20 protein-coding genes, 2 tRNA genes and 1 riboswitch are annotated in these 25480 nt (G+C 63.6%); of the genes, 9 read left to right on the forward strand and 13 right to left on the reverse strand.

Going from position 1 to position 25480, the window contains the following annotated elements:
* The first annotated feature begins 69 nt into the window (after positions 1 to 69).
* Positions 70 to 870, forward strand: coding sequence for a hypothetical protein (locus HZB53_22310; GenBank protein ID MBI5880395.1), 801 nt, complete (start codon positions 70 to 72; stop codon positions 868 to 870).
* A gap of 109 nt (positions 871 to 979) precedes the next feature.
* On the opposite strand, the gene HZB53_22315 is transcribed toward HZB53_22310, so the two are convergent.
* From HZB53_22315 to HZB53_22355, 9 genes are all read right to left on the reverse strand, one after another.
* Positions 980 to 3142 carry a S8 family serine peptidase gene (locus HZB53_22315; protein MBI5880396.1) on the reverse strand — a complete coding sequence of 721 codons (2163 nt, stop codon included), beginning with the start codon at positions 3140 to 3142 and terminating at the stop codon, positions 980 to 982.
* Positions 3143 to 3186: 44 nt separating this feature from the next.
* Positions 3187 to 3792: a protease complex subunit PrcB family protein gene (locus tag HZB53_22320; GenBank protein ID MBI5880397.1), complete on the reverse strand. Its 606-nt coding sequence runs from the start codon at positions 3790 to 3792 to the stop codon at positions 3187 to 3189.
* A gap of 261 nt (positions 3793 to 4053) precedes the next feature.
* Positions 4054 to 4212 (reverse strand): hypothetical protein, encoded by a 159-nt coding sequence (locus HZB53_22325; GenBank protein MBI5880398.1) that lies wholly within the window; start codon positions 4210 to 4212, stop codon positions 4054 to 4056.
* Between the two features lie 333 nt (positions 4213 to 4545).
* Positions 4546 to 7002 (reverse strand): leucine--tRNA ligase, encoded by a 2457-nt coding sequence (locus tag HZB53_22330; protein ID MBI5880399.1) that lies wholly within the window; start codon positions 7000 to 7002, stop codon positions 4546 to 4548.
* A 693-nt stretch (positions 7003 to 7695) separates the two neighbouring features.
* Positions 7696 to 8283, reverse strand: coding sequence for an O-methyltransferase (locus HZB53_22335; GenBank protein MBI5880400.1), 588 nt, complete (start codon positions 8281 to 8283; stop codon positions 7696 to 7698).
* Positions 8284 to 8302: 19 nt separating this feature from the next.
* The gene (locus HZB53_22340) at positions 8303 to 8782 is read right to left on the reverse strand and encodes an NUDIX domain-containing protein (protein MBI5880401.1); all 480 of its coding nucleotides are present in this window, start codon (positions 8780 to 8782) and stop codon (positions 8303 to 8305) included.
* The gene (locus HZB53_22345) at positions 8782 to 9708 is read right to left on the reverse strand and encodes a branched-chain amino acid transaminase (protein MBI5880402.1); all 927 of its coding nucleotides are present in this window, start codon (positions 9706 to 9708) and stop codon (positions 8782 to 8784) included. The genes HZB53_22340 and HZB53_22345 overlap by 1 nt, the downstream gene beginning before the upstream one ends.
* Before the next feature lie 114 nt (positions 9709 to 9822).
* Positions 9823 to 9895 (reverse strand) — tRNA-Ala (locus tag HZB53_22350).
* Between the two features lie 207 nt (positions 9896 to 10102).
* Positions 10103 to 10175, reverse strand: a tRNA-Ala gene (locus HZB53_22355).
* A gap of 96 nt (positions 10176 to 10271) precedes the next feature.
* Here HZB53_22355 and recA point away from each other — a divergent pair.
* From recA to HZB53_22375, 4 genes are all read left to right on the forward strand, one after another.
* Positions 10272 to 11336 (forward strand): recombinase RecA, encoded by a 1065-nt coding sequence (gene recA, locus HZB53_22360; GenBank protein MBI5880403.1) that lies wholly within the window; start codon positions 10272 to 10274, stop codon positions 11334 to 11336.
* Positions 11337 to 11758: 422 nt separating this feature from the next.
* A complete protein-coding gene (locus tag HZB53_22365; GenBank protein MBI5880404.1) occupies positions 11759 to 12400 on the forward strand; it encodes a RecX family transcriptional regulator in 642 nt (213 codons plus the stop codon).
* A gap of 111 nt (positions 12401 to 12511) precedes the next feature.
* The gene (gene rny / locus HZB53_22370; GenBank protein MBI5880405.1) at positions 12512 to 14050 is read left to right on the forward strand and encodes a ribonuclease Y; all 1539 of its coding nucleotides are present in this window, start codon (positions 12512 to 12514) and stop codon (positions 14048 to 14050) included.
* 359 nt (positions 14051 to 14409) lie between these two features.
* Positions 14410 to 14745, forward strand: coding sequence for a stage V sporulation protein S (locus tag HZB53_22375; protein MBI5880406.1), 336 nt, complete (start codon positions 14410 to 14412; stop codon positions 14743 to 14745).
* Between the two features lie 4 nt (positions 14746 to 14749).
* Here the strand turns inward: HZB53_22375 and holB are convergent, their stop codons facing one another.
* The gene (gene holB, locus HZB53_22380) at positions 14750 to 15757 is read right to left on the reverse strand and encodes a DNA polymerase III subunit delta' (GenBank protein ID MBI5880407.1); all 1008 of its coding nucleotides are present in this window, start codon (positions 15755 to 15757) and stop codon (positions 14750 to 14752) included.
* A 649-nt stretch (positions 15758 to 16406) separates the two neighbouring features.
* On the opposite strand from holB, the gene HZB53_22385 reads away from it, so the two are divergent.
* Positions 16407 to 18242 (forward strand): phosphoenolpyruvate carboxykinase (GTP), encoded by a 1836-nt coding sequence (locus tag HZB53_22385; GenBank protein ID MBI5880408.1) that lies wholly within the window; start codon positions 16407 to 16409, stop codon positions 18240 to 18242.
* 97 nt (positions 18243 to 18339) lie between these two features.
* On the opposite strand, the gene HZB53_22390 is transcribed toward HZB53_22385, so the two are convergent.
* On the reverse strand, positions 18340 to 19569 hold the full coding sequence (locus HZB53_22390) for a diguanylate cyclase (protein MBI5880409.1): 1230 nt from the start codon (positions 19567 to 19569) through the stop codon (positions 18340 to 18342).
* 467 nt (positions 19570 to 20036) lie between these two features.
* On the opposite strand from HZB53_22390, the gene HZB53_22395 reads away from it, so the two are divergent.
* Positions 20037 to 20921: a PhzF family phenazine biosynthesis protein gene (locus tag HZB53_22395; GenBank protein ID MBI5880410.1), complete on the forward strand. Its 885-nt coding sequence runs from the start codon at positions 20037 to 20039 to the stop codon at positions 20919 to 20921.
* Positions 20922 to 21017: 96 nt separating this feature from the next.
* On the opposite strand, the gene HZB53_22400 is transcribed toward HZB53_22395, so the two are convergent.
* Together HZB53_22400 and HZB53_22405 are read right to left on the reverse strand one after the other, a co-directional pair.
* Positions 21018 to 22055 (reverse strand): cobalamin-binding protein, encoded by a 1038-nt coding sequence (locus tag HZB53_22400; GenBank protein ID MBI5880411.1) that lies wholly within the window; start codon positions 22053 to 22055, stop codon positions 21018 to 21020.
* A 128-nt stretch (positions 22056 to 22183) separates the two neighbouring features.
* Positions 22184 to 22360, reverse strand: a riboswitch (cobalamin riboswitch).
* A gap of 127 nt (positions 22361 to 22487) precedes the next feature.
* Positions 22488 to 23003, reverse strand: coding sequence for an NUDIX domain-containing protein (locus HZB53_22405; protein MBI5880412.1), 516 nt, complete (start codon positions 23001 to 23003; stop codon positions 22488 to 22490).
* Positions 23004 to 23834: 831 nt separating this feature from the next.
* On the opposite strand from HZB53_22405, the gene HZB53_22410 reads away from it, so the two are divergent.
* Entirely contained in the window at positions 23835 to 24794 is a 960-nt protein-coding gene (locus tag HZB53_22410) for a response regulator (protein MBI5880413.1), read from the forward strand.
* A gap of 26 nt (positions 24795 to 24820) precedes the next feature.
* On the forward strand, positions 24821 to 25375 hold the full coding sequence (locus HZB53_22415) for a hypothetical protein (GenBank protein MBI5880414.1): 555 nt from the start codon (positions 24821 to 24823) through the stop codon (positions 25373 to 25375).
* The last annotated feature ends 105 nt before the right edge of the window (positions 25376 to 25480 follow it).

Genomic DNA, 25480 nt, shown 5'->3' on the forward strand with positions numbered 1-25480 from the left:
CCTCCGCGTTCAGCATGACAAGTTCATCGAGGCATTTCCAAGTCGCAACTGTGATATGGTCATGAGCGCATGATCGAACTCGCTCCCCAACGCAAGCACGGCTGCGTCATTGCCGGGCCGCTGATCGCCGGTCCGGGCGCGATCGGCTACAGTGGCGAAACGGCGCGGCTAATCGATATCGAGCGGTTCGGCGCGCTCGTAACGGCCCCGGTCTCGCTGCGCCCGCGCAAAGGCAACCCGCCGCCGCGCATGATCAATCTGCCGGGCGGCCTGCTGCTGGCGCACGGCGAGCCAAGCCCCGGCTGGTACCGCCTGCGTGAGCGCTACGGCGGCGCGTGGCTGCGCAGCCGCATACCAGTCATCGCGCACGTCGTCGGCCGCACATCGCTCGGCGAACTGGCGCGGCGAATCGAAGCGACGGGCGGCATCGCCGCGCTCATGCTCGACGTGCCGGACGCCGAGTCGCTCGGCTGGCTGGAGGGACTGCGCGCCGTGACCGAACTACCGATACTGGCGCGCCTGCGCGACGGCGATCCCGTGTTTGCGGCGCGCGCCGTGGAGTATGGCGCCGATGCACTCGTAGCAATCAGCTCGCCGCAGGGCGTGGTGACCGATCCACGCAGCGGCCAGATCGTCGAAGGCGGCCTGTACGGGCCGTTCGTGCACTCGCTCGCCCTGCGCGCCGTGCGGCAGATCACTGCGGCCGGCCTCGCCGCCCCGCTGATCGCCTGCGGCGGCGTACACACGCCCGCCGATGTGACGGCATTCCTCGCCGCCGGGGCGTGCGCTGTCATGGTCGACAGCCTCGCGTGGGTGGACCCGGCGGGAGTCAACCAGTTGCTGTCCACTAGCCTCGGATCGCCAACTTAAGTGTCGATGACAAAGCCGCTGGCATTCATCTCAGCGGCTTATCATGTGCATACTGTGTTGATCGTAGGCCGTGGCGGTCTCACTGACAACGAATTCGTCAGGCCTTGTGTCAATAGCCTATTTTCAACTGATCGACATAGCCTCTGAACTGCCCCGTGGTGTGTGTGTTCCCATTGTCATAAGCAACCATAACCGTCTTGATACGCTTCCCGGCCAAGCTAGACAAATCAACGTCAAAGTAGAGCCACTGACCGGTTGGATAGACGTACCGCTGCGCTGGATGCACGCTGACGCCATTCTGGTCGACTTTGCCCAGATCTCTCAAATTCGTTCCGTCTGTGAACTCAAGGTCTACAGCCATCGTATTCTGCTGATAGAAATATGTGTGATACCGCAGGTGATCGCCCGGGCGAATCGTCCAGTTTCCGAGCGCCAGCGCATCATAGAGTTTGAAGTACGCGACCGCATACGACTGATTAGCTGTACCAGCCATCATCTCCATATAGCTGGGTCGGATTGGGTTTACTCCAAACTCGTAAGAGCGCGCGCCGAGTTCGGGAGGAGAAGATGGGCTGTAGCCTGTTACGTTCCATCCGTAGTACATAGTGTTCACGAGACCCCGGTTCTGATCAGGTTCAAACCCGGAGAAGATTCGCAGGGCCACAGCCCGCGCAGCATTCAACCGTCCATTGACCGGGGGAATCGTCCACGATCCAGGCAGAGCATCGGTAGTCTCCTGCACGGCGTAGTATGCGTCGTGGTATTGAGTGCCGTGTCCCGGCGTTACATTAAAGAGTGCTGCAACAGCGGCAACCGCAGGCGCTGAGAACGAAGTTCCATTTATCGAAACCCAGTCTTGGCCGGGGAATGGTTGCCTTGCATTTGGCCAAGTAGTCAAAATTGAGACGCCCGGCGCAGCCATGTTTACCCAGCCCCCGTAGCGAGCAAACGAAGGCCTGTTGTCATTTTGATCTGTAGCCGTAACCGCAATCACGTGTTGATAGCCAGCCGGATAGGTAACGTCAGTCGTGTTCGTGTTACCGGTCGCAGCGACGAGCGTTGCGCCATTGTTCCAAGCATAGTCTACGGCGTCCATAAACAACGGATTGTACGGGTAGCCTTCGAAGCTCATATTGATGATTCTCACCCCATCTGCAATCGCCCTATATATCGCATTTATAGTCTGTGATTCATATTGGTGAACATACGGCACGATATGTGTTCCAAAAGCAACCCCGGCCACCCCCATCCCATTATTAGCCCACGGTGCGATAACACCAGCAACGGCAGTGCCATGTCCATCAAAATCCGAATCTACATTGGCTGCGATTGCCGTGTTCGACCGGAAATCCCATCCCCCATCAACCAATCCCCAAAGGTCGCCATGCAAGCCATCTACCCCGGTGTCAATAACGGCAACGCGGGCACCTGGTCCTTGCCGAATATCCCACGCATCAGGCGTTTTTATCTTCTGATGCGCCCATTGCTGCGGCCATAGCGGGTCAGTCGGGGTATAGCTCGATCTCAAATCCGCTGAGAATAGAGTTACGGCTTCAATATCGGCGTCTCTCTGAAGCTCGCCCCTCTTCATCGCCTCTGTACTTTCTGCCACGGTGAGCAAGTACCAGCGGTCTAATCCGACAGCTTTAGCGGTGTCATCAAAGGGGCGGTTTGGATTTTGTGAATCGAAAAAGAACAACCTGGCATCTCCATCCTTATGACCGTGGCGAGCCAAGATGGCCCCAAGATTCGCGCCCGGCTTGATCTTGATTCCTACCATGCCGGGCACGATTTTCGTCGGAGCGGACTGAACGGGTGCTGCCGGTTTCTCCATCGATGGCAACGTCTGCAATGGTTCCGGCCGCACAGCCGGTTCTTTGCCCACCGTCGCAACTTCCTGAGTCACCATGACGGAGATGGCAGCATCTCCACTTGCCACCCCTCTTATTCTTATCCAGTAAGTGCCGCTTTCTCCATCATGGGCTACGCCGAAACCATTGCTGACAAGTCCCTGGTCATCGGCCTCCGACGCCACAGTGGTTTGAGACAAAAGCTTATAGGCGCTAGCCGAAGGTGGTTTCAGTTCCCACACGACCCGCTCGTGGGGGCGAAAACCGGACGCGAGCAACCCGACGGTGTATCCTCGTGCCGCTGTCTTTACGGACGACGTCAGCACTGGTCCCGATTGAGCGTATGCTAGATCGGTCGTGATTAGCGTCGCCGCTCCGAACAGAATCGCCAATCCGAACAATAAGCGCCGCAGGTTTTTCATGACTTTTCCTCCTATTCATTGGCTTAGGTTCACACGACAAAAAGTCACTGGCCCACTGTCTTGTCTACGTAGGTTGTGCCGTTGACGTCTTTGACAATAATGCGTCCCTGTGCTGGCCAATCAGATCTTTTGATAGTGATGAATACGCACGGTGAACTGAGCACAGCGGCAAGGGGGGGTGTTGGAACTGCAGTCTCCACGACCATCTCAACGACAGAGGTGGATTTTGAGAGTTTTCTGATCTCAATCCGATACCCTGAATTTGGCCGCGGTCCCAGAAAGAATGCTAGAACCATAGAATCGTTGAAGTCAACACGGCTTAACGGATTCTGGGGAGGGATCTGTTCTCCGTGCGCGACATCAACCGTCGCTTTCCATACTTGGTTCAATTGCTTGGAATCGCTGATCGGGAATAGCTCCGGGGTAGTGCTTGAGGCATACTGGCCCGTGATGCCGTAGGCCCCACCAATGGAAGAGTTGATTGCAGTCTCGAATGGAATAGATGTCACCATCGCAGTGGGCGACGGAAAAGGCACAGGCGCGGCTGTTGGTACAGGAATAGCAGAAGGCAGTGGATTGGGCGTTGTCGGTTCATTGCAACCGGCAATGCAAATCAAAAGGATGAACGCGATACCAACGCGGTGATGCATGACTGTGCTCACTGACGGTTCGCGTTAGAGCGCCAATCGAGAAGCGAACTTTGCGACGATTGGCAAACTCCACGGCGTAAAACGGGGAAACCTGCGCATCATGCCCTCCTGCCACAAGACGAACAATCGGCCAGGCATTGATGGGAACAACGGTCTGACTATATCATATCACAAATGGGGGGGTGTCAATGGTTTTGGCACAAGATTGGCATAAGTTCGTTGATTCACAATCGCCCGGCACGAGCAGCTAAAGGCTAGTAACTAGCGACTAGCCGCTACCTCGAAAAACGGCTGCTGCCACTCGCCGGCGTGCGCCGCGAAGCAGTGCTCGATCCACGGCACGCCGTCGCGCGAAAGCCGCGACAGCAGCCACTCCTGGCACCGCTCGCGGCCGCTGTGTCCACCGGTCGATCCCAGCAATGTTCGCCAAGCGCTCCCTGCCCATGACGTTCGCGGAATTGTTCGTAAGGGCGACGCCGACGTGCTCGCCCCCTTTGAGGGGTTGCGGGTGCCCGGTGACGGACCGGGGCAAGCCCATCCCCCACGCGGAGGTCGTGCAACGGCGCATGCCCGCCGGGCATGGGTTCTCAGAATGGCACGTAGTGGGACGCGATTATCCCGAGACAGCAGTAAACATCAATCGGCAAGCGGCGGTGTTGACACACACATCGGGGGATTCGAGCGCCTGCGTGCCGCGCCCCTCACCGGCTGCTGAGGACCGGTGAGGGGCGGCTTCCATTGGCGTGGAGCAGGCTAGACGACGATGTTGACCAGCTTGTGCTTGACGTAGATAACCTGGCGCGTCGTTTTGCCTTCCATGTACTTCTGCGCGCCGTCGGCGCCCAGCGCCAGTTGCTTCGCGTCCTCGTCGCCGATGCCGACCGGCGCGTCGATGCGGTCGCGCACCTTGCCGTTGACCTGCACGATCAGCGTGAAGGTGTCCTCGGCGGCCGCCTGCGCGTCGTAGGCCGGCCACGGCTGCTGGTGGATGCTGTATGCGCCACCCAGCTTCGCCCACAACTCCTCCGCGACATGCGGCGTGATCGGCGCCATCAGCAGCAGCATGGTCTTCACAGCCTCGCCCCAGACCGCCTCGGGGTATGCCGCGCCCTCTTTGGCGCGCAGCAGCGCCGAGGCCAGCTCCATCTGCGCGGCGATAGCGGTGTTGTACTTGAACGCGTCCATGTCACCCGTCACGCGCTTGATCGTCTGGTGCACGATCCGGCGCAGCGCGCGCACCTGCTCCTCGCTCGCGGGCGGCAGCACCACGGCGTTCGCCGCCGGCTCGGTCACCAGCGCCCAGACGCGCGCAACCCACTTGCGCGCGCCCTCGATACCGGTCGGGTTCCAGGGGCCGCCCTGGTCCCACGGGCCGATGAACATCAGGAACGCGCGCACCGTGTCGGCGCCGTACCTGCCGACCAGGTCGTCGGGATTGACGACGTTGCCGCGCGACTTGGACATCTTCTCGCTGTCCGCGCCCAGGATGATGCCCTGGTTGAACAGCCGCGTCATCGGCTCGTCGTCCTCGATCAGGCCCGTCGCGTCGCGCATCGCCTTGGTGAAGAAGCGCGTGTACATCAGGTGCATCGTGGCGTGCTCGATGCCGCCCGTGTACTGATCCACCGGCAGCCAGCGGCCGGCGATCTGCGGGTCGAACGGCGTGCCGGTGTGGTACGGGCTCAGGTAGGCGTACTGGTACCACGACGAGTCGGCGAACGTGTCCATCGTGTCGGTCTCGCGCCGGGCCGGCTTGCCGCACTGCGGGCAGGTCGTGTTCAGGAACTTCTTGTGACCCAGCAGCGGCGACTGCCCCTGCGGGTTGAACTTGATTGACGCGTCAACCGGCAGCACGACTGGCAGGTCCTCCTCCGGCACCGGCACGATGCCATGATCAGGGCAGTAGATGATCGGGATCGGCGTGCCCCAGTAGCGCTGGCGCGAGATCAGCCAGTCGCGCAGGCGGTACGTCACGGCCGGCTTGCCCGCGCCGATCTCTTGCAGGCGCTCAGCCACCAGCCGTTTGCCATCCACGCTCGGCGTGCCGTCGAACGGCCCGGAGTTGACCATGCGCCCGTCGCCGGAGTACGCTTCGTCCAGCGGCTGGCCGTTCCAATCCGGCGGCGCGATGACGACCGGGATCGGCAGGTTGTACTTCCTGGCGAACGCCCAGTCGCGCCCGTCGTGCGCCGGCACGCCCATGATCGCGCCGGTGCCGTAGGTGATCAACACGTAGTCGGCGATGTAGACCGGCACGCGTTCGCCGGTCAGCGGGTGAATCGCATAGCCGCCGGTGAACTGGCCGGTCTTCTCCTTGTCGGCGGCCTCGCGGTCGATGTCGGCCATGCGGCGCGCGGCGGTGACATACGCGTCCACGGCCGGGCGGTGCTCGTCGGTCGTCAACTTGGCGACCAGCGGGTGCTCCGGCGCCAGCACGATGAACGTCGCGCCGTACAGCGTGTCCGGCCGCGTGCTGAAGCAGACGATCTCGTCGCCGGCGGCGGTGCGGAAGATGATCTCCGCGCCCTCGCTGCGCCCGATCCAGTTGGTCTGCATCGCCTGCACGCGCTCGGGCCACTGGATCTTTGAGAAGTCCAGCAGTTCGTCGGCGTAGTCGGTGATGCGCAGGAACCACTGCTCCAGGTCGCGCTTGACGACCGGCGTGCCGCAGCGCTCGCAGTGGCGGTCCTCGCCCCAGACCTGCTCGCGCGCCAGCACCGTCTGGTCCTTCGGGCACCAGTCGACGGGCGACATTTTCTTATAGACCAGCCCGCGCTTGTAGAACTGCAGGAAGAACCACTGGTTCCAGCGGTAATATTCCGGCATGCAGGCGACGATCTCCTTCGACCAGTCGAACATGGCGCCCATGGTGCGCAGTTGCTTGCGCATGCGCTCGATGTTCTTCAGCGTCCACTTGTACGGGTGGATGCCGCGCTTGATCGCCGCGTTCTCGGCCGGCAAGCCGAACGCGTCGAAGCCCATCGGGAACAGCACGTTGTAGCCCTTCATGCGGCGGTAGCGCGCGCCGGCATCGCTGGGCGACATGGCGTACCAGTGGCCGATGTGCAGGTCGCCCGACGGATACGGCAGCATCGTCAGGAAGTAGAATTTCGGCTTGCTCGTGTCGTTCAGGTCGGTATGGTACAGACCGCTGCGGTCCCACTGCTGCTGCCACTTGGCTTCGATGGCGGCCGGATCGTAGCGATTCAGATCGCGGGGGCGCGCCGGAGCGACTGTGGGCGCGGCGGCCTTGCGGACGGCCGGCTTCCGGGTCGCGGTCTGCTTCGCGGGCCTGGCGGCGCGGACCGGTTTCTTGCCTGCGGATTTCTTGGCTGATTTGGCAGCGCGGACAGGCTTGCGGGCGGCCGGTTTCTTGGCCGCAGCTTTCTTCGCTGGCTTGGCGATGCGGACGGCCGGCTTTCTGGCCGCAGTCTTCTTGACGCTCTTGCGCGCGGGCGCTTTCTTAGTTGCTTTGGGGGTTGCCATGGTTTTCCTCCACAAACATAGATATCGAAACGGTGTCCGTCGCTAAACGCGTTAGCTTCGCACCGCAAGCGCCGCGCGTCCCGCGCGAACCGGGACCCGCTGATCACCTCGGAAAGTAATTGAATTCATACGGCCCTCGATAAGTTATCCGGGAATAACGCGAATCGACGCGAATATCGGTATCATCGGCTTGGGATCAGGGCTGTTTCAAAGCCGGACAACGCACGCACTACAGCACGTCGTTCCGGCATGCTTTTGGCCGGAACCCACGATGGGGCACGACCCGACAGTGAGCGCAAACCCGGAAATTGTGGATGCCAGCTAGAATCATGCTGGCATGACGTTTTCGCGGCCGCCAGCCAATTGCGAGCTTGCGCCCTGCCCCCTGACACCTGACACCCGATCCCTGTCCCCGCATCACGGCTCCTTGAATACCACGAACTCGCCCTTGCCCACGGGCACGAGCGACGTCGTGTAGCCGACCGTCTGCTTCACCATCGCCATGAAATCGGCGACCTCATACGGGTGCGACACGGCGTTGTCGACGACGAGCAGGCAGCCCGGCTTCAGCACCCGCTGCAGGTCGGCCCAGTAGCCGGTGTAATCCACGCGCTCGGCGTCCAGAAATATCAGATCCCAGCTATTGGCCGGCTGCTGCTTCAGGAACGCGCGGGCGTCGGTCACGTGCTGTGTGATCCAGTCTTGCAGGCCGGCGCGCTTGAAGTTGGCCTCGGCCATCACCGCTTTGTGCAGCGCGATCTCCAGCGTTGTAATGTGACCGCGCAGCGGCCGAACGGCGTGCACCAACCAGAGTGTCGAGTAGCCGTTCGACGTACCAACTTCCAGGACGCGCCGCGCGTGCGTTGCGCGAATCAGCACGGTCAGGAATTCGCCCGTGTCCGGCGTGATATTGAGCATTCGCGCGCGGCGGTCGGTCGCTCGCTCGTCGTTCTCGTTGCCGAACCGTTCCAGTTCGGCCAGCAGGGCGGCCAGTGCGCTGTCCATAACGGCCCTTTCTGCCCGGTTACTGGAAGAATGCCGCGCCGGTGAAGCGCCGGGCGTCGGCGGCCTTCAGCGCGCAGCACGGCTGCATCGGCGGCAGGCCGTCGAGTGCGAACCAGCCGATGTCCAGCACCTCGCTCTCCTGCGCGCGCAACTCGCCGCCGCGCACGGCGCACTCAAAGAACGTGATGAACACCTGCGTCTGGTCGCCGTTGTCGTACCGCTTATCCAACTCCGGCGTCGTGTAGATGCCGATCAACTGCCGGACCTCGACATCCAGCCCGACTTCCTCCAGCGTTTCGCGGCAGGCGGTCTGCGCGATCGTCTCGCCCAGTTCCTGCAGGCCGCCCGGAAAGCCCCATAACTGGTTGTCCCGGCGCTTCTGCAGGAGCACCCGTCCCTGCATGTCGCGGATGCACGCGGCCGCGCCAGTCAGGATCACCTTGTCGTGCCCGACCCGTTCGCGCAGCCAGGCGATGTACGACGGCAGTTCGCCGGCCATTACTTGACCGGCGTCAGCCAGCCGTACTTGTCCGGCGCGCGCCCCTCGACCAGGTCGAAGAAGTACGTCTGCAGGCGCTCGGTGACCGGGCCGCGCCGCCCGGCGCCGATCTGGATGCGATCGACCGAGCGGATTGGTGTAATCTCGGCGGCCGTGCCGGTGAAGAACAGCTCGTCGGCGATGTACAGCATCTCGCGCGGGATGTTGGCTTCGCGCACGGTGTAGCCCATCTCCTGCGCGATGCGGATGACCGCGCGGCGCGTGACGCCCAGCAGGATCGACGAGCTGATCGGCGGCGTCCACACCTCGCCCTGGTAGACCATGAAGATATTCTCGCCGCTGCCTTCGCTGACGTAGCCGTTGGTGTCGAGCGCGATGCCCTCGGCGTAGCCGTTATCCACCGCTTCCATCACGATGAACTGCGAGTTGATGTACTGTCCGCCGATCTTGGCCTGCGCCGGAAAGGTGTCCTGCGCCATGCGCCGCCACGAGCTGACGCCGACGTCAATGCCGGCCGCCAGCGCCTCCGTGCCGAGATAGCGTCCCAACGCCACCGCGCTGATCGCCACCTCGGTGGGGCAGGAGCGCCCGTCCACGCCGAGCGCGTCCACGCCGCGATATACCAGCGGCCGGATGTACGCCGACTCCAGCTCGTTCTTGATGACGGTCTGCACCACCGCCTCTTTGACGACGCCGCGCTCGAACGGGATTGGCATGCGGTAGACCTTGCACGAGTTCCACATGCGGTCCATGTGCGCGTCCAGCGCGAAGATCGCCGCGCCGCCGCCCGCCGTCGGGTAGGCGCGGATGCCCTCGAAGATGCTGGAGCCGTAGTGCATCGCATGCGTCCAGAAATGCACTTTGGCGTCGTCCCAGCGTACGAACTTCCCGCTCATCCAGATCCATTCGGTCGGCTTGATTGGCATGGCTTGGCTCCCGGGCGGCTTAACAAAAAACTCTTCGTCCGCTAGGGACGAAGAGTTTCTCCGTGGTACCACCCTGATTGATAGAAACGGCGCGCCCGATTGCGCGCCCGGCAGTGGAGACGAAGGGATTCGAACCCTCTACCTCTTCAATGCCATTGAAGCGCTCTCCCAAGTGAGCTACGTCCCCGCACCTATCGCTTAGGCCCTTAACGCGGGCAACTCGGCAGAAACTACTGGCGGAACGATGAGTCCGTCGATCATCTCTGCAGCTCACAGGCGAGTTCGGCCTTTGCGCTCCCCGGGGGCGCGGCGCCGGGCTTCCACTCGTGCTTTCCCGGCTCGCTGTGGGGATGGCTTACTACTCCTGCTCACAGCTTTGTATAAGTCCTGCAAGTGGAGACGAAGGGATTCGAACCCTCTACCTCTTCAGTGCGATTGAAGCGCTCTCCCAAGTGAGCTACGTCCCCCAATGCGGAAATCATCATAGCGCATATGGCGGCCTTTGTCAAAAATCGGCGAATGAATTGGACAGGTTCTTGCAATTTACATTCAATTGCGGTAAGATGAGGACTAATTTCGCCTCGGATGCATTATTGAAGGAGAGGTGCTCGTTGCCCGCAGAAGACGGCAAACAGAAGGCGCTCGAAAGCACCATTGCAACGCTCAGAAAACGCTTTGGCGATGGCGCCATCATGCGACTGGGCGCGGAAAGCCGCCAGCCGGTTGAGGTCATCTCGACCGGCTCGATGTCGCTCGATCTGGCGCTGGGCGTCGGCGGCATCCCGCGCGGCCGCGTCACGGAGATCTACGGCCCCGAATCGTCCGGCAAGACCACGATCTGCCTGCATATCGTCGCCGAGGCACAGCGGTTGGGCGGCGTCGCCGCCTATATCGACACCGAGCACGCCTTCGACCCGTCGTATGCCGCCAAAGTGGGCGTCGACGTGGACAACCTGTATATCTCGCAGCCCGACACCGGCGAGCAGGCGTTGGAGATCGCGGAAGCGCTGACGCGCAGCAGCGGCGTCGACGTGATCGTGATCGACTCGGTGGCCGCGCTGGTGCCGCGCGCGGAAATCGAAGGCGAGATGGGCGACACGCACGTCGGCCTGCAGGCCCGGCTGATGTCGCAGGCGCTGCGCAAGCTGACCGGCGCGATCAAGAAATCTAATACAGCCATTGTCTTCACCAACCAGTTGCGCATGAAGATCGGCGTCATGTACGGCAACCCGGAAACGACGACCGGCGGCAATGCGCTGAAGTTTTACGCCTCGGTGCGGATGGACATCCGCAAGACCGACGCGATCAAAGACGGCAACGACCAGATCGGAAGCCGGGTTAAGGTTTCCGTCAAAAAGAACAAGGTCGCTCCGCCATTCCGCATCGCCGAGTTTGACATGATGTTCAACGAGGGGATTTCGCGGGAAGGCGACGTGCTCGACGTGGCGACCAACCTGGGCATTGTGGACAAACGCGGCGCTTACTATTCTTACGATGATACGCGGCTGGGCCAGGGCCGGGAGGGCGCAAAGGCATTTTTGCGCCAGCACCCCGATACCTGCCTGAAGATTGAAAACCAGGTGCGCGGCCAGGCCGGTTTGGCGGCCAAGCCGGGCGCAGATTCATAGCAGCACTGCCTTGTTGCAGCAGTTCTTAGCACGCTATTCAGAGATCAGGCAATTTGATACCGTCAGCGAGAGTGTGGGACCGTTGTATGGGCTTATGGGGTTACGGTGTGTACGGACAGGCAATCAGCGTACGGCTTAAACGGATGACCGGCGCAGGCGCGCGAGATTGGCGCACCATGCGCAGCTTCTTGACGACTCGACCGGCATGGCAACGCTCTCGGTTGCCATGCCCGGTCAACACCGGAACAACTCTCGCCACCGGCCACTGAAATCGGCAGGCCGGCAGACCGACAATCGTAAAACGGATCTCTGATGCGGCTCGTGGCGCCGGCGTAACCGGCTGTCGCGTGCGCGTGCGGATGCAGCGGGCAGTGACGCAGTTGTCACGGCCCGTTTTTGTTTATGCGCGAGCGGAATGACGCATGACACGCAAAGTTACGGCGCTGACGCCCCAGCAGCGGAACAAAGAACGCGTCAACATCTTTCTGGACGGCAAGTTCGCGTTCGGTCTGGCGGCCATCGTCGCCGCGCGGCTGAAGATGGGCCAGTCGCTGTCCGACGACCAGATCGCGCACCTGCAGTCGCTGGACGAGGTCGAAGAAGCGTACAACAAGGCGATCTCGTACCTGTCCTACCGGCCGCGCAGCAAGGCCGAGCTCGAGCGATACCTGAAGGGCAAGAAGCTGAACGGCGAATCCGCCGCGCAGGTTATGGAGCGGTTGGCGGGGCTGCAACTCGTCGACGACGGCGAGTTTGCGCGTTACTGGGTCGAGAATCGCGAACAGTTCGCGCCGCGCAGCAAGTATGCCCTGCGCTCGGAACTGCGCCAGAAAGGGCTGTCCTCTGGCGATGTCGACGCGGCGGTTGGCGCGCTTGATGAAGACGCCAGCGCATACGAGGCGGCCCGCAAGCGCGCCGCGCGCCTGAGCGCGCTTGATCGCGAGACGTTTCAGCGCCGCCTGTCCGGGTTTCTGGCCCGGCGCGGGTTTGGCTACGCGGTGGTCAAGCGCATCGTCACGCGCCTGTGGCGCGAGCAGCACGGCGAAACCGCCGACGACGAATAGCAGTAAACGACTAACAGCGGGCGATGACGTTGCCCGAGTGGTACCGCCGCCACCGGGGCCTCTTGCGCCGGCGATTGCGGATCCTGATGAAAGCGGGGTGCGGCTGAAACCATGGATTTAGTACTGGCTCTTGGGCTGGCCGTAGCGGCATTAGTTCTCGCCGCCGCCGGCTTTGCCGTCGGTTATCAGTTCAAACAAGTACGCTATGCCGAAAAAGTAAAGATCGCGGAGGAAGAAGCGGCGCGCATCGTTCTGGAAGCGCAAAGTAAATCGAAAGACATCATCCTCGAAGGCAAGGACGAGGTCTCCCGGATCAAGGAGCAGCAGGAGGTCGAGCAGAAGAAGCGCCGCGCAGAGTTGCAGGAGCAGGAGCGGCGGCTGCAGCAGCGCCGCGAGAGCCTGGAGAACCGCAACGAAACGCTGGAGCGCCGGGCGCGCAACCTGGACAACCGCGAAAAGGAGATTGAGCGCAAGCACCAGGAGATCGATGATCTGAAGGCGAAGCAGGCCAGGGAACTGGAGCGCGTCGCGGCGCTGTCGCGCGAAGAGGCGCGCGCCATCTTCCTGAAGTCGGTCGAGGAGGAAACGCGGCAGGACGCCGCCCGCCTGATGCGCGAGGTCGAGTCGCGCGCGCGCGAAGAGGGTGAGCGCAAGGCGCGGGAGATCATCTCCACGGTGGTGCAGCGCATCGCCTCGGAGCAGGTGGCCGAGCAGACCGTCTCGATGGTGCCGATCCCCAACGAGGAAATGAAAGGGCGCATCATCGGCCGTTCCGGCCGCAACATCCGCTCGATCGAGTTGGCGACCGGCGCCGACCTGGTGGTGGACGATACGCCGGAAGCGATCATCGTCTCGTGCTTCGATCCGGTGCGGCGCGAAGTGGCGCGCCTGGCGGTCAGCAAGCTGGTGGCCGACGGCCGCATCCATCCGGCGCGCATCGAGAAGGTGGTCGAACAGGCGCAAAAGGAAGTGGATCAGCAGATCATCTCCGAGGGCGAGCGCGCGGCGTTTGAGGCGAGCGTGCCGAACCTGCATCCGGAGATCATCAAGCTGCTGGGGCGGCTCAAGTTCCGCACCTCGTACGGGCAGAACCAGCACGCGCACGCGATCGAAACGTCGAACATCGCGGCGATGCTGGCGCACGAACTCGGCGCCGACGTGGCGCTGGCGCGTGCCGGCGCGCTGCTACACGACATCGGCAAGGCGGTCACACACGAGGTGGAAGGCTCGCACGCGCTGATCGGCGCCGACCTGGCCCGCCGCTACGGCGTGCCGGCCAGGATCGTCAACTGCATCGCGGCGCACCACGGCGAGGAGGAGATGCTGACCGTCGAGGCGATGCTCGTTGAGGCGGCCGACGCCATCTCCGGCGCGCGGCCGGGCGCGCGGCGCGAGACGCTCGAAGTCTACGTCAAGCGCCTGAAAGCGCTCGAAGAGATCGCCACCTCGTTCGACGGCGTCGCGCAGGCGTTCGCTGTGCAGGCCGGCCGCGAGATCCGCATCATGGTCAAGCCGGAGACGATCGACGACCTCGCCGCGCAGCGGCTGTCGAAGTCGATCGCCCGCAAGATCGAGGAAGGCGTCGAGTTCCCGGGACAGATCCGTGTCACCGTCATTCGCGAGACACGCGCGGTGGAGTTCGCGAAGTAGCGTCGCGTCGTCTTGATCGTGTTCCTCGCCGCTTGGCCGTGATGTAGAGCAGGGACGGGCGGGTAGTGCAATGCCGCCGTTCTGGCGGCTCAGAATAATTGAATTGGTTCAAGGGCTCGCGTGTCAGGCGCGAGCCCTTTTTCATTAGCGGTGGTACTTCCGTATCCTTGGGGCTGGTGATTACCCACAGCGACCAGACCGCGCGGGCTATCAAAACCCGCGAGGTCTTGTTGCGCGCCATCCGCGCAGATGTGGTTAATCACCAAAATGGGGGATTGACGATAATTTCAAAGTAGGTTACGATTTTAGTTACAAGCGGGAGGGGGAATCACTGCGGGCCTATCGAAGGAGCCAACGACATGGACGTTTTCAAAGTAACGGCTCGTTCGCGCTCGACGTCGGTTGCGGGCGCTATCGCGGGCGTAATCCGGGAAGGGCAGATAGCCGAGGTGCAGGCCATTGGGGCCGGCGCGGTCAATCAGGCGATCAAGGCGATCGCTATCGCGCGCGGTTACCTGGTGCGCGACGGCATAGATATCGTATGTGTGCCGAATTTCGTTGAAGTGGATATTGAAGGACAGGAGCGCACGGCGCTGAAGTTGACCGTGCAGAAGCCCGGCCTGCCGCTGCCGCCGGTGACGGCGCTGCCGCGCGCCGACTCCGACGAGGGGCATGCCGAGGCGCACGCAGCCTAAATATCTACCGGCTCGCCGGAATGGCGAGTAGCATCACCTCGACGGCCAGGCGCGTATTAACGTTTTGCTCGATCTGCGTTCGCGCGTCCTGGATTGACGACAGGTAGCGCTCGATGGCGCGGAGGTCGAGCCGCTCGGCGTCGTGCTGCAGGCGGTCGGCGAAGTCAGCATGGACGATCGCGGCGGCATGACCGCCCTTGACGAGCAGCAGGTCACGCCACCAGGACAACCAGAGTTCCAGGGCGCCGCGCACATCGGCGTCCTTGGCGGTCAGCCGTCCGGCCAGTTCGATGCGCGCCGCAGTTGGCTGGCCCGGCGCCTCCAGCCATTCCTGCAGTTGCGCGCGTCGCTGCGCCAGCAAGTCTTCGTCCCGGCTCGCTTCGATCGCCCAGCCGATGCGCCCGCCGCTCAGGCGGGCCAGCATGCGCGCGTGCGCCGGGGCCGCGCCGAAGCGCTCCACGAGTGCGTCCTCGACCCGCCCGATCGGCAGCGGCCGCAGCGGCAGTTGCTGGCAGCGCGAGCGGATCGTCGGCAGCACCGACTCCGGGTTTTGCGCCGTCAGCACGATCACCACCTGCGGTGCGGGTTCCTCCAGCGTCTTAAGAAATGCATTGGCGGCGCTGGCGTTAGCCTCGTCAATGTGCTCGACTATCGCCACCCGCCAGCGCGCCTCGTACGGCTTCAGCGCCAGCTCATTCTGCACATCGCGCAACTGGTCGACCAGTATTTCGCTCTTGTCGGCCTGCCGCTTCACTGTGTGCACGTCCGGGTGACGCCCGGCCGCGATCGCCTGGCAGGCGCGGCATACGCCGCACGGCGGCTCGGCGGGTTCGCCGAACAGCGCCGGCGCGTCGCCCGCGGTGCAGTTTAACGCGCGCGCGAAATCCTGCGCCAGCGTCAACTTGCCGATCTGCGCCGGGCCGGTGATGAGATAGGCGTGCGACGGCCGGGTGCGCGCCGCGCGGGCCAGCATGGCGACCGCCCACTCGTGGCCGATGGTGTTCCAGGGCATAGGTAGTTTCCTGAACTGGATTCTATCGGCGCGGGAGCGAACGCGCAAATTGGCGGCGCGTCTGCGCGTCTGGGATGCCCGTCGATATTTTGCGCTGGCGGTTCGCCAACACGCCTATCAGAGTCAGCGGATCGCTTGTCCGCGCGCTTCGTCCGCGTCGAGGCGTACGGCCGGCGGCTTCGACGCGCTCATTTCGACAAACTCAGGGAGCTTTCGCGCGGAGTTGAGCGAGCATGCAACATCACAACTCGAGCCGACCCATGTCTGGTAAGGGCGCGTTGCGCGCGCCTATGCACGTCCCCGCATACCATGCCTTCCAGCCCCGTTCGTCGCAGCAATTCTCATTTTGGAGTCGGCTGCCAATATACCCCCTCATCCCCTGGCCCCTGCTCCCCCGCGCGCGGGGGAGCAGGGGAAAAGTTAGCGGGGAGGGCAACGCCACTTTCTCGTCGCGCCAGCTTGTGTGACAAGCGCTTGAGGGCCAGCGCATAGCAAGCAGCACTAGAGAGTGCCCGTCCAAAGCCAAAATGAGAACGGCTGGTTCGTCGCGCACCGCTTGAAGCCGGACTGCCACGTGAAGTAAAATACCCCCATAACCACGCGCTGCGTCGCGGCGCGACGCCCCAAACCTTGCAGTAGGAGCCTTGCCATGAATGTGCCGTCAACCATCATCAACGAATCGCTCCGCGCGTGGGTTGAGGAGATGGTCGCGCTGTGCAGGCCGGACAACGTCCACTGGTGCGACGGGTCGCAGGCCGAATATGACGGCCTCTGCGAGCAGATGGTCCAGTCGGGCACGTTCATCCGTCTGAACCCCGCAATACGCCCCAACAGCTTCCTGGCGCGCTCCGACCCGTCGGATGTGGCGCGTGTCGAGGACCGCACCTTCATCTGCAGCCACAGCAAAGCCGACGCCGGGCCGACCAACAACTGGGTCAGCCCGCGCGAGATGAAGGAGACGCTGCTGCGGCTGTTTGACGGATGCATGCGCGGGCGCACGATGTATGTCATCCCGTTCAGCATGGGGCCGCTCGGCTCGCCGATCGCCCACATCGGCGTGGAGCTGAGCGATTCGCCGTACGTCGCGGTCAGCATGCGCATCATGACGCGCATGGGCCGCGCGGTGCTCGACGTGCTCGGCAGCGGCGAGTTCGTGCCGTGCGTGCACTCGGTCGGCATGCCGCTCGCGCCGGGCCAGGCCGACGTGCCGTGGCCGTCTAACCCGCAGAAGTACATCGTCCACTTTCCGGAGGAGCGCTCGATCTGGTCGTACGGCAGCGGCTACGGCGGGAACGCCCTGCTCGGCAAGAAGTGTTTCGCGCTGCGCATCGCCTCCGTACTGGCGCGCGACGAGGGCTGGCTAGCGGAGCATATGCTGATCCTCGGCGTCGAAGACCCGAGCGGGCAAAAGACGTACGTCGCCGCCGCCTTCCCCAGCGCGTGCGGCAAGACCAACTTCGCGATGCTTATCCCGCCGCCGGTCTTCCAGGCCGAAGGCTGGAAGGTAACAACCGTCGGCGACGATATCGCGTGGATCAAGCCGGCCGCCGACGGCAAGCTGCATGCCATCAACCCGGAAGCGGGGTTCTTCGGCGTCGCGCCCGGCACCTCGGTGCAGTCCAATCCGAACGCGATGGCGTCGATTGCCGCCAACACCATCTTCACGAACGTGGCGCTGACCGACGATGGGGATGTCTGGTGGGAGGGCATGACGAAGGAGCCGCCGGCCCACCTGATCGACTGGACCGGCCGCGTCTGGGTGCCCGGCGCGGGCCGCCCGGCGGCGCACCCCAACGCGCGCTTCACCGCGCCGATCAGTCAGTGCCCGGTGGTTGACAAGGACTACGACAACCCGCAGGGCGTACCGATTTCCGCGTTTATCTTCGGCGGGCGGCGCAGCGACGTTGTGCCGCTGATCTACCAGGCGTTCAACTGGAAATACGGCGTCTACGGCGCGGCGACGATGGGCTCCGAGATGACGGCCGCAGCCGCTGGCAAACTCGGCGAGGTGCGCCGCGACCCGTTCGCAATGCTGCCGTTCGTCGGCTATCACTTCGCGGACTACTTCAACCACTGGTTCAACTTCGGGCGGCAGATTCCGAACCCGCCGCGCATCTTCTTCGTCAACTGGTTCCGCCGCGACGAGCACGGGCGGTACCTGTGGCCCGGCTTCGGCGAGAACATGCGCATCCTGAAGTGGATCGTCGAGCGGGCGCGCGGGCGCGCCGTCAGCATCGAAAGTCCAATCGGCTGGATGCCGCGCTACGAGGACATCGACTGGCGCGGCCTGGAGAGCTTCCCGCGCGAGCAGTTCAACGCGCTGATGCGCGTCGACCGCGGCGCGTGGCAGCAGGAGACGCTCTCGCACGAGGAACTGTTCGTGCGGCTCTACGACCGCCTGCCGAAGGAGTTGATGTTCCTGCGCGAACTGATCCTGTCGAGCTTGTGGCGCTCACCGGAGCGCTGGGGGCTGGAACCGGAATAGCAGCGCTCACGGACGGCTACGCACCGCCGGGCATCGCGATAAAAACGGGGGCATGGCCTACACAGGCCACGCCCCCGGCATTGCCGCGCCGCGCCGGCTATGCGGCGCCCTGCCGCCCCATCCGTTTGTGCCGGTACATCGCTGCATCGGCCCTATCCAGCAACTGATCGATCGTGCACGGTTCATGCGGGTTGAAGACCGCGATGCCCACGCTGAGCGACAACTGGTACGGACGGGTCGGGTGCGCATTTCGCTCGTCGAGCAGGTCCCGCAAGCGCTGGACCGGGTTAATCACGCCCGCCGCCGTGGCCTCCAGCGGCACGATCCCGAACTCGTCGCCGCCCAGGCGGGCGATGATATCGGACTCGCGAAAGACTTCGCGCAGCACCTCGGCGGCCTCCATGAGCGCATAGTCGCCGCGCGCATGGCCAAACGAGTCATTGATCGCCTTCAGCCCGTCGAGATCGGCAAAGAGCAGCGAGAGCTCCCGTTTCGCGCGCCGGGCCATGCGCAAGTGCTGATCGGCCAGCATGATAAACCCACGCCGGTTGAGCAGCCCGGTCAGGCTGTCGTGGAGCGACAGGGTGCGCAGTTCTTCCTCGATCCGCTTGCGCTCGCTGATGTCGGTAAACACCGACATCACGCCCGAGTAACGCCCGGCAGCGAGCACCGGGCGCGCGCTGACGATCACCGGCACCGGCCGCCCGTCCTTGGTCAACACGGTGGTTTCGTAGCGGCCGGCGACGCCCTGCGGGCGACGGCTCAACTCCGAGGAGACCTCGGCCACCTGCTCTCTCGCGACGATCAGCGACCAGTGCTGGCCGATCAACTCGTCCTCCGAGTAGCCGAGCATGCCGGCCGCCGCCGGGTTGACGAAGGTGATGCGGCCCGACGCGTCCTCCAGCAGTATGCCCTCGACGATGCTCTGGACGATGGTCGCGTAGAACAGGCGCTGGCGTCGCAATTCATCGCGCAGGCTGTGGCGCGCGATCGCGGTGCGCAGCAAGTGTTCCGTCAAGCCGGAACCAAGCACGGCCGGCGTCCAGACATCCTGCGCCCCGAATTGGATGGCCGCCTGCGCGGAGGGTTCGTCAGCGGAATTAGCTAGCACGATGGCGGGTACATGCGGCGCATCGTCCTGCAGGCGGGCGAGCACAGCGAGGCGATCATCGGTGTGGGAAGACAGGTCGAGCAGAACGGCATCGGCGTCGCCCGGCGCATCGGCAGCGATCAATTCGCAGCCATCGGAGGCCAGCACGTCTCGCATGCGATCCGCAAGGCCGGGACGGCCACCGATCAGCACAATACGCAGCGCTCGTGTGCCCATGCGTCGGCTCCAGAAGGTCTGTTGCAGATCGCACCCGCGTGGCAGGATGTGCGATCCGGGGAGATGCGCGCAGCGTGCCTCGTCCGCGCACAAGAGGTCGCTGCCTCTCGCAATTGGGCGCGGCGCGAGATTCCTGACCACGATAATACGCCTGCCGTGCGCTGGCGTCAACTCCGACGACTCTGGTCCAGCAATTCTCACTTTGGCTTTGGACGGGTACTTTCCAATGCCGGCTTGCTATGAACTGGCCCCCCTGGTGCTTGTCACGCAAGCTCGCTCGACAAGAAAGCGGCGTTGCCCTCCCCCCGACCCCCTCCCAACTTCGTTGGGAGGGGGCGAGATTCTAAGGGGATTGGCGCGGCGGCTGCGCCGCCGCGCCAATCCCCGTTAGCTTTTCCCCTTCTCCCCCGCGCGCGCGGGGGAGAAGGGGCCAGCTCTTCCAAACACGCCGCCAGCAGGAGGTTGAGATGCCCCTCAGACGCTTTAAACAAGTCGATGTGTTTACCGCACGCCCGTTTGCCGGCAACCCGGTCGCCGTCATACTCGATGGCGACGGGTTGAGCACCGAGCAGATGCAGGCGATTGCCGCATGGACGAACCTGTCGGAGACGACGTTCGTCCAGACGCCGACGGCGGCCGGCGCCGATTACCGCCTGCGCATCTTTACGCAGACGTCCGAACTGCCATTCGCGGGCCACCCGAGCGTGGGCAGCGCGCACGCCGTGCTTGAAAGCGGCATCGTTTCGTCGAGCAAACAACAGATGATCCAGGAATGCGGCGCCGGGCTGCTCCCGATCCGAATCGAACAGCACCCGGACGGACGGCGGGTCTTCGTTAGAGCGCCGCAAGCCACGCTGCGACTCGGCGACGACCGGCTGCGCGCGCGCGTCGAGGCGGTGCTGGGCGCACCGTTGTGCGCCGGGTCGATCCCGACGCTGGTGGACGTCGGCCCGATCTGGCTGATCGCGGAGATGGGCGATGCAACGGCGGTGCATGCGCTCGCGCCGGATATGGCCGCCATGGCTCAACTGAGCCGGGACATCCAGATCACCGGCATTACGGCGTTCGGGCTGACCGGCCGCAAGCCGGATTCGGTCTACACCCGCTCGTTCGCGCCGATCGTGAACGTGCCCGAAGACCCGGTCTGCGGCAGCGGCAACGTTAGCGTCGGCGCGTTTCTCGATCGCTTCGGCAAACTGGGCGTCACGGGCGCCACATACATCGCCCACCAGGGCAACGAAGTCGGACGCGACGGCGCGGTGGCCGTCGCCATCAACCCGGCAGATCACTCGGTCGAAATCGGCGGCCAGTCAGTCACGGTCATCGACGGGACACTGCGCGATTCGGTGTAGCGGCTCCATCACACACCGCCCGGTGCAAAACCCCCTCCGGGTTTAAGTCCGGAGGGGGCTTTGATTTTGGCGTGGCCGGCGACGTCCCGACCGGCGCTACTTGTAGACTCCGGCGTGGATCAGCTTCATCGCTGCTTCGAGGCCGTCGAGCACGCGCGGGCCGGGGCGGCTGACCAGGTTATCGTCGATCGGGAAGACGCGGTTCTTCTTGACGGCATCGATCGCCGCCCAGCCTTTGCGCGCCTTCACCGATTCAGCCGTCACGCCGTACGCGGCGTCGCTCAGAATGATGATGTTCGGATTGGCCGCTACCACTTGCTCCGTGCTGATCTGCGCGAACGGCAGCGTTGCTTTGGCGAACGCGTTGCGGCCGCCCGACAGCGCGATGATGTCGTTGACGAAATTGCCGGGGCCGACGGTGAACGGCTTGTTCGGGTCCGTGGCGTCCAGTTCCCAGTAGACCAGCGGGTTGTTGACGGCCGACAGCGTCTTCCCCTTATTGGTCAGGTCGTCGAGCCGCTTGCGCATGCTGTCGGTGAGGGTCTTCGCTTTGTCCGGCGCGCCGGTCACGCGACCCGCCAGCGTGATGTCCGCCATGATGCTGTCCATTGTCGTCGTGACCGCGCCGATCTCGACGACCGTCAGCTTCAGGTCTTCGAGCTGTTTCAGGCTGTCGGGCGCAAGGATACCGCCGGCGGCCAGCACCAGGTCGGGCTCTTTGGCGACGATCTGCTCGAAGTTCGGCTTGAAGCCGCCCACCTTCGGCAGATTCTTGACTTCGGCGGGGTAGTCCGAAAAGTCGTCCACCCCGACGACTTTGGCGCCCTGCCCGATGGCGAAGGCGATCTCGGTCGTGCTCGGCGCGAGCGAGACGATACGCTTCGGCTCCTTGGCGATCGTGACCTTGCGGCCCGCGCCGTCGGTGATCGTCAGCGGGAACGGCGCGGGGGTCGGCGTGGGCGGCACTGGCGTGGCGGTCGGCGCGACAGTTGGTGCAGCGGTGGGTGCCGGCACGGCTGTGGTCGTCGGCGGGACGGCTGTTGGCGCGGCAGTGGGTGCGACGGTCGCGGTCGGCGCGCCGCAGGCGGCCAGAACAGTCAGCAGGATAAGCAGTAATAGGGTGTAGCGTTTCATAGGCTCCTTTCAGAAACCCAAAGAGTCATGGTCATGCGTGGTAAACAAAAAGCCCCTCATCTTCAGAAGATGAGGGGCCAAACACGGCAACAAATACGTGATCGGTTCCCGCCCCCTTTCTCGCGAAGGTGCAAGTCGGATACAGAGGCAGGTGATCTGGCTTGCTAGTTGCTAGCGGCTCGTCGCTAGTTGCTAGTTCACAGTTGCGGGACAGCGCCGGACTGTGCGCCCATGAGCGCATTTACCGGACTTCCCCTTTTGAGCCCGCCCTTGCGGAGCGGGACACCTCTGCGGTCGATATTCAGTTGTGAGCGAAATTATACCAGCGCTGAACCTCGCTGCAAAATAGGTTATCCGCGAATAACGCAAACCTGCGCAACAGCGCACCGAATCGAGATCGTTCGCGCACGCGACAGCTAAAGGAACGGCACGCTAGCGCCCGCCCCAAAACACGTCCGCACCGCCGGCGTGGTGCACGGCGATGCCGAGCTTGACCGGTGCCAGCCCGCGCGGGTCGTCGCGCAGGTCGTCGGCCAGCAGCGGCAGCACCGGCCGCGTCGTGTCGATGATGTCGAGCGCATCGAACTGCGCGCGCGTCACCCAGTGCAGCGTGCCCTCGCTGCAGGGCGGCGCGCTTTCCGACGGCCAGCCGGCCGTGTAGTACAGCAGCAGCGTCAGCGGCCCGCCCGGCCGCGCATGCAGGAGCACGCGCCGCAGGGCGAAGTGCGTGATATCGGCCGCCTCGACGCCGGCTTCCTCGTGCAGTTCGCGCAGTGCGGAGCGACTGAGGTCGTCGTATTCGTGGGCCTCGACCAGCCCGCCGAGGCCGGTCCACAGGTTCGGCATGAACTTCTTAGCGGGCGAGCGGTGCAGCAGCAGATAGCGATCGCCGTGCGCCAACATGATGACCGTGTAGGCGACGAACGCGTTCGGCGTATCAGGGTTCATAAGCCGGGCGCAATTCGCGCGCTCGGCACGCGTCTATACGTCGCAGCCTCAATCGTCGCCTCGCGGCCGAGCGTGAAGAATAGCCGGCCAGTCACTGTCATCGGATCATCCATGCATTCACTCCCTCGGATCAATTCTAGAACGTTTGCGGGCATTCCTGCAAAACAGCATACCCGTCCAGATGTTTTGGCGCACCACCGCCTTGTGCCTAGTGCCGCGTCAGGCGGATCTTGTATTCGCAACGGTCGGCACGGTAATCGGTCGTCGTGTGTTCCAGCGCCTGCATGTCGCTTGTGCACGAAACACGGCAGCGCACCAGCAGGGGCGCGCCACGCTCCACGCCGACTGCTCCGTGCGTCGAGACCCGAAGGGTTTCTGGCGCGCCGCTCCCCATCGGCGGCACACCGGCGAAACCCTTCGGTTCTGCCCTGCCGCACCCTCGATTTAGCCAACCCATACAGCAATTCTCATTTTGGAGTCTGCCACCAGGTTGCCCCTCTCATCCCCTGGCCCCTTCTCCCCCGCGCGGGGGAGAAGGGGAAAAGTGAAGGGGGATTGGGTGATAAGCACCTGAGCACCAATGGGATGCCAAGTCGACATTGGAGAGTACCGGCCAAAGCCAAATTGAGAATTGCTGCAACCCATAGCCGCTATTTGCTCCAGTCCCGAGGACACTTTTCCGGAATATCCGCGGGGCCAGGCTGCAATTCTCATTGGTGGACTCTGGCGATCGGCGGGCCGCCATACGATGATACAACACGATGGCGGTTTGTGCTTTCGCCCTGTTTGCCCTACAATCCGCAAGAGCGTCCGCGAGGCGCCCCTCTGACCATGCCTCACCAGATCTTGATCGTCGACCCGGACGAAGCGTTCGGGCAAATGCTCGTGCAAATGCTGTCGCTCAACGGCGACTATAACGCGCGGGCCGTGTCCACCGGCGCCGGCGCACGGGCCGCCGTGAAGGCTGCCGCACCCGACCTCGCCATCATCGACCTGTCGATCGCGGATACCCCGGCCCGGTCGCTGATCAGCGATCTGCGCACGCGCGCGCCCGGCCTGCGCATCATGCTGATCCCGCTCGGCGACGGCCTGCCCGACGAGTACCGCGAGGCCGACATCCAGGGCGTGCTGACCAAGCCGTTCTTCATCGGCGATCTCGGCGATACGATCACGCAGGCGCTCGGCACTGAGCCGCGCGCGCTGGTCGATTTGCCGCCGCCGCCGGAACGCAAAGTTGATGACAGCCCAGCCAGGCCGCGCGTGCGGCAGATCATCAAGTCCGCGCCCGCCGATGCGCCGGCAACGAAAGAACCGGCCGTCGAGAAGCCGGCTCTCCGGCCGCTTCCGCCCGCGCGCGCGCCCGCCGAACCGATACGTGAGACGCCACGCGCACGCCGCACAACTGCACCGGTCACTCCCGCGACCGATTCGACCAGCCTCGAGCGCGTGCTGGCCGCGTTGGCGTCCGAGGTGCGCGCCGAGGCGCTGCTGGTCTTGCGCGATGGCGCGCTGGCGGCGCAGCGCAGCAGCTTGCCGGCACAGCGAATAGAGCCGTTGATCGCCCTGATCAACCGCTGGCAGGCCGTGGCCGGCGAAACGGCCGCACTGGTCGGCGAGCCGTACGGGCGTTTCCGGCAACTGCACATGGAAGGCGACCGCCATCACATCTACGCGCTGGATGCGGCGACCGGCCTGGTGGTGGTCATCATCTGCCGGAACGATGTGTCGTTCGGCACGCTGCGACTGGCGCTCAAGAGCGCCCTCGCCGACATCGTCAAGCTCGTGCGCTGAGCACGGCGCATGGCGCGGGGGCCTGCATGACATACACCAGTTCGCGTCGCAACATAATACTCGCAGTTAGCGCACTACTCGTCTTCCTCATCGCAGTTGCCTTCCTCTGGCCATATCGCGACTTCTTCAACCCGCGCATGACCGAATTGCGCCACGACTTCGGCATCATCGCGCTGCGGCCTTGCACAGCCCCATGCGATACCCCGATTGCCATTGTTGAGGACTATCAACTGAAAACGCTGCGCTTGGACGGTCTTATCGCCCGTGCCGGCACGCCGGACAAGGTCGCGGCCGTGTTCACAGGCAACGCTGAGGAATTCCGGGTCCTTTATCTGTTCTACTATGTTCGTCGCGGGCTGTCATTTTCTGCGACACGTGTCTATCGCCCGCCAGGATCGCCTGTAACTGCACTGAAACCCGACCTTGACGTCGAGTGGGTCAATGTTTGGACCGCACGCACAGAGGACGAATTTTTCTCCGAAATCACCGAGCGATTATTCCGTTATAGCGCATACGGGATACAGAAAGCGCAACCATGGTCTGGCTACCGCGCAATTGATCTCATCATGCCCCAATACTGACCTTGCACGGCTTTGCCTCCTGTTTGGGATTTGGACGTTGGTGTTTGGGATTTTCCTGTCGCGTTTGCCTCCCCCGCACTAGTGCGTATAATACAAATGTTCCAT

Source organism: Chloroflexota bacterium (genome assembly GCA_016235055.1).
GTDB lineage: Bacteria > Chloroflexota > Anaerolineae > JACRMK01 > JACRMK01 > JACRMK01.

Coding starts and splice junctions, on each gene's coding strand:
- HZB53_22310 (MBI5880395.1), top strand. CDS start 70: ATGATCGAACTCGCTCCCCAACGCAAGCACGGCTGCGTCATTGCCGGG.
- HZB53_22315 (MBI5880396.1), bottom strand. CDS start 3,142: ATGAAAAACCTGCGGCGCTTATTGTTCGGATTGGCGATTCTGTTCGGA.
- HZB53_22320 (MBI5880397.1), bottom strand. CDS start 3,792: ATGCATCACCGCGTTGGTATCGCGTTCATCCTTTTGATTTGCATTGCC.
- HZB53_22335 (MBI5880400.1), bottom strand. CDS start 8,283: ATGGACAGCGCACTGGCCGCCCTGCTGGCCGAACTGGAACGGTTCGGC.
- HZB53_22340 (MBI5880401.1), bottom strand. CDS start 8,782: ATGGCCGGCGAACTGCCGTCGTACATCGCCTGGCTGCGCGAACGGGTC.
- HZB53_22345 (MBI5880402.1), bottom strand. CDS start 9,708: ATGCCAATCAAGCCGACCGAATGGATCTGGATGAGCGGGAAGTTCGTA.
- recA (MBI5880403.1), top strand. CDS start 10,272: ATGAGGACTAATTTCGCCTCGGATGCATTATTGAAGGAGAGGTGCTCG.
- HZB53_22365 (MBI5880404.1), top strand. CDS start 11,759: ATGACACGCAAAGTTACGGCGCTGACGCCCCAGCAGCGGAACAAAGAA.
- rny (MBI5880405.1), top strand. CDS start 12,512: ATGGATTTAGTACTGGCTCTTGGGCTGGCCGTAGCGGCATTAGTTCTC.
- HZB53_22375 (MBI5880406.1), top strand. CDS start 14,410: ATGGACGTTTTCAAAGTAACGGCTCGTTCGCGCTCGACGTCGGTTGCG.
- holB (MBI5880407.1), bottom strand. CDS start 15,757: ATGCCCTGGAACACCATCGGCCACGAGTGGGCGGTCGCCATGCTGGCC.
- HZB53_22385 (MBI5880408.1), top strand. CDS start 16,407: ATGAATGTGCCGTCAACCATCATCAACGAATCGCTCCGCGCGTGGGTT.
- HZB53_22390 (MBI5880409.1), bottom strand. CDS start 19,569: ATGGGCACACGAGCGCTGCGTATTGTGCTGATCGGTGGCCGTCCCGGC.
- HZB53_22395 (MBI5880410.1), top strand. CDS start 20,037: ATGCCCCTCAGACGCTTTAAACAAGTCGATGTGTTTACCGCACGCCCG.
- HZB53_22400 (MBI5880411.1), bottom strand. CDS start 22,055: ATGAAACGCTACACCCTATTACTGCTTATCCTGCTGACTGTTCTGGCC.
- HZB53_22405 (MBI5880412.1), bottom strand. CDS start 23,003: ATGAACCCTGATACGCCGAACGCGTTCGTCGCCTACACGGTCATCATG.
- HZB53_22410 (MBI5880413.1), top strand. CDS start 23,835: ATGCCTCACCAGATCTTGATCGTCGACCCGGACGAAGCGTTCGGGCAA.
- HZB53_22415 (MBI5880414.1), top strand. CDS start 24,821: ATGACATACACCAGTTCGCGTCGCAACATAATACTCGCAGTTAGCGCA.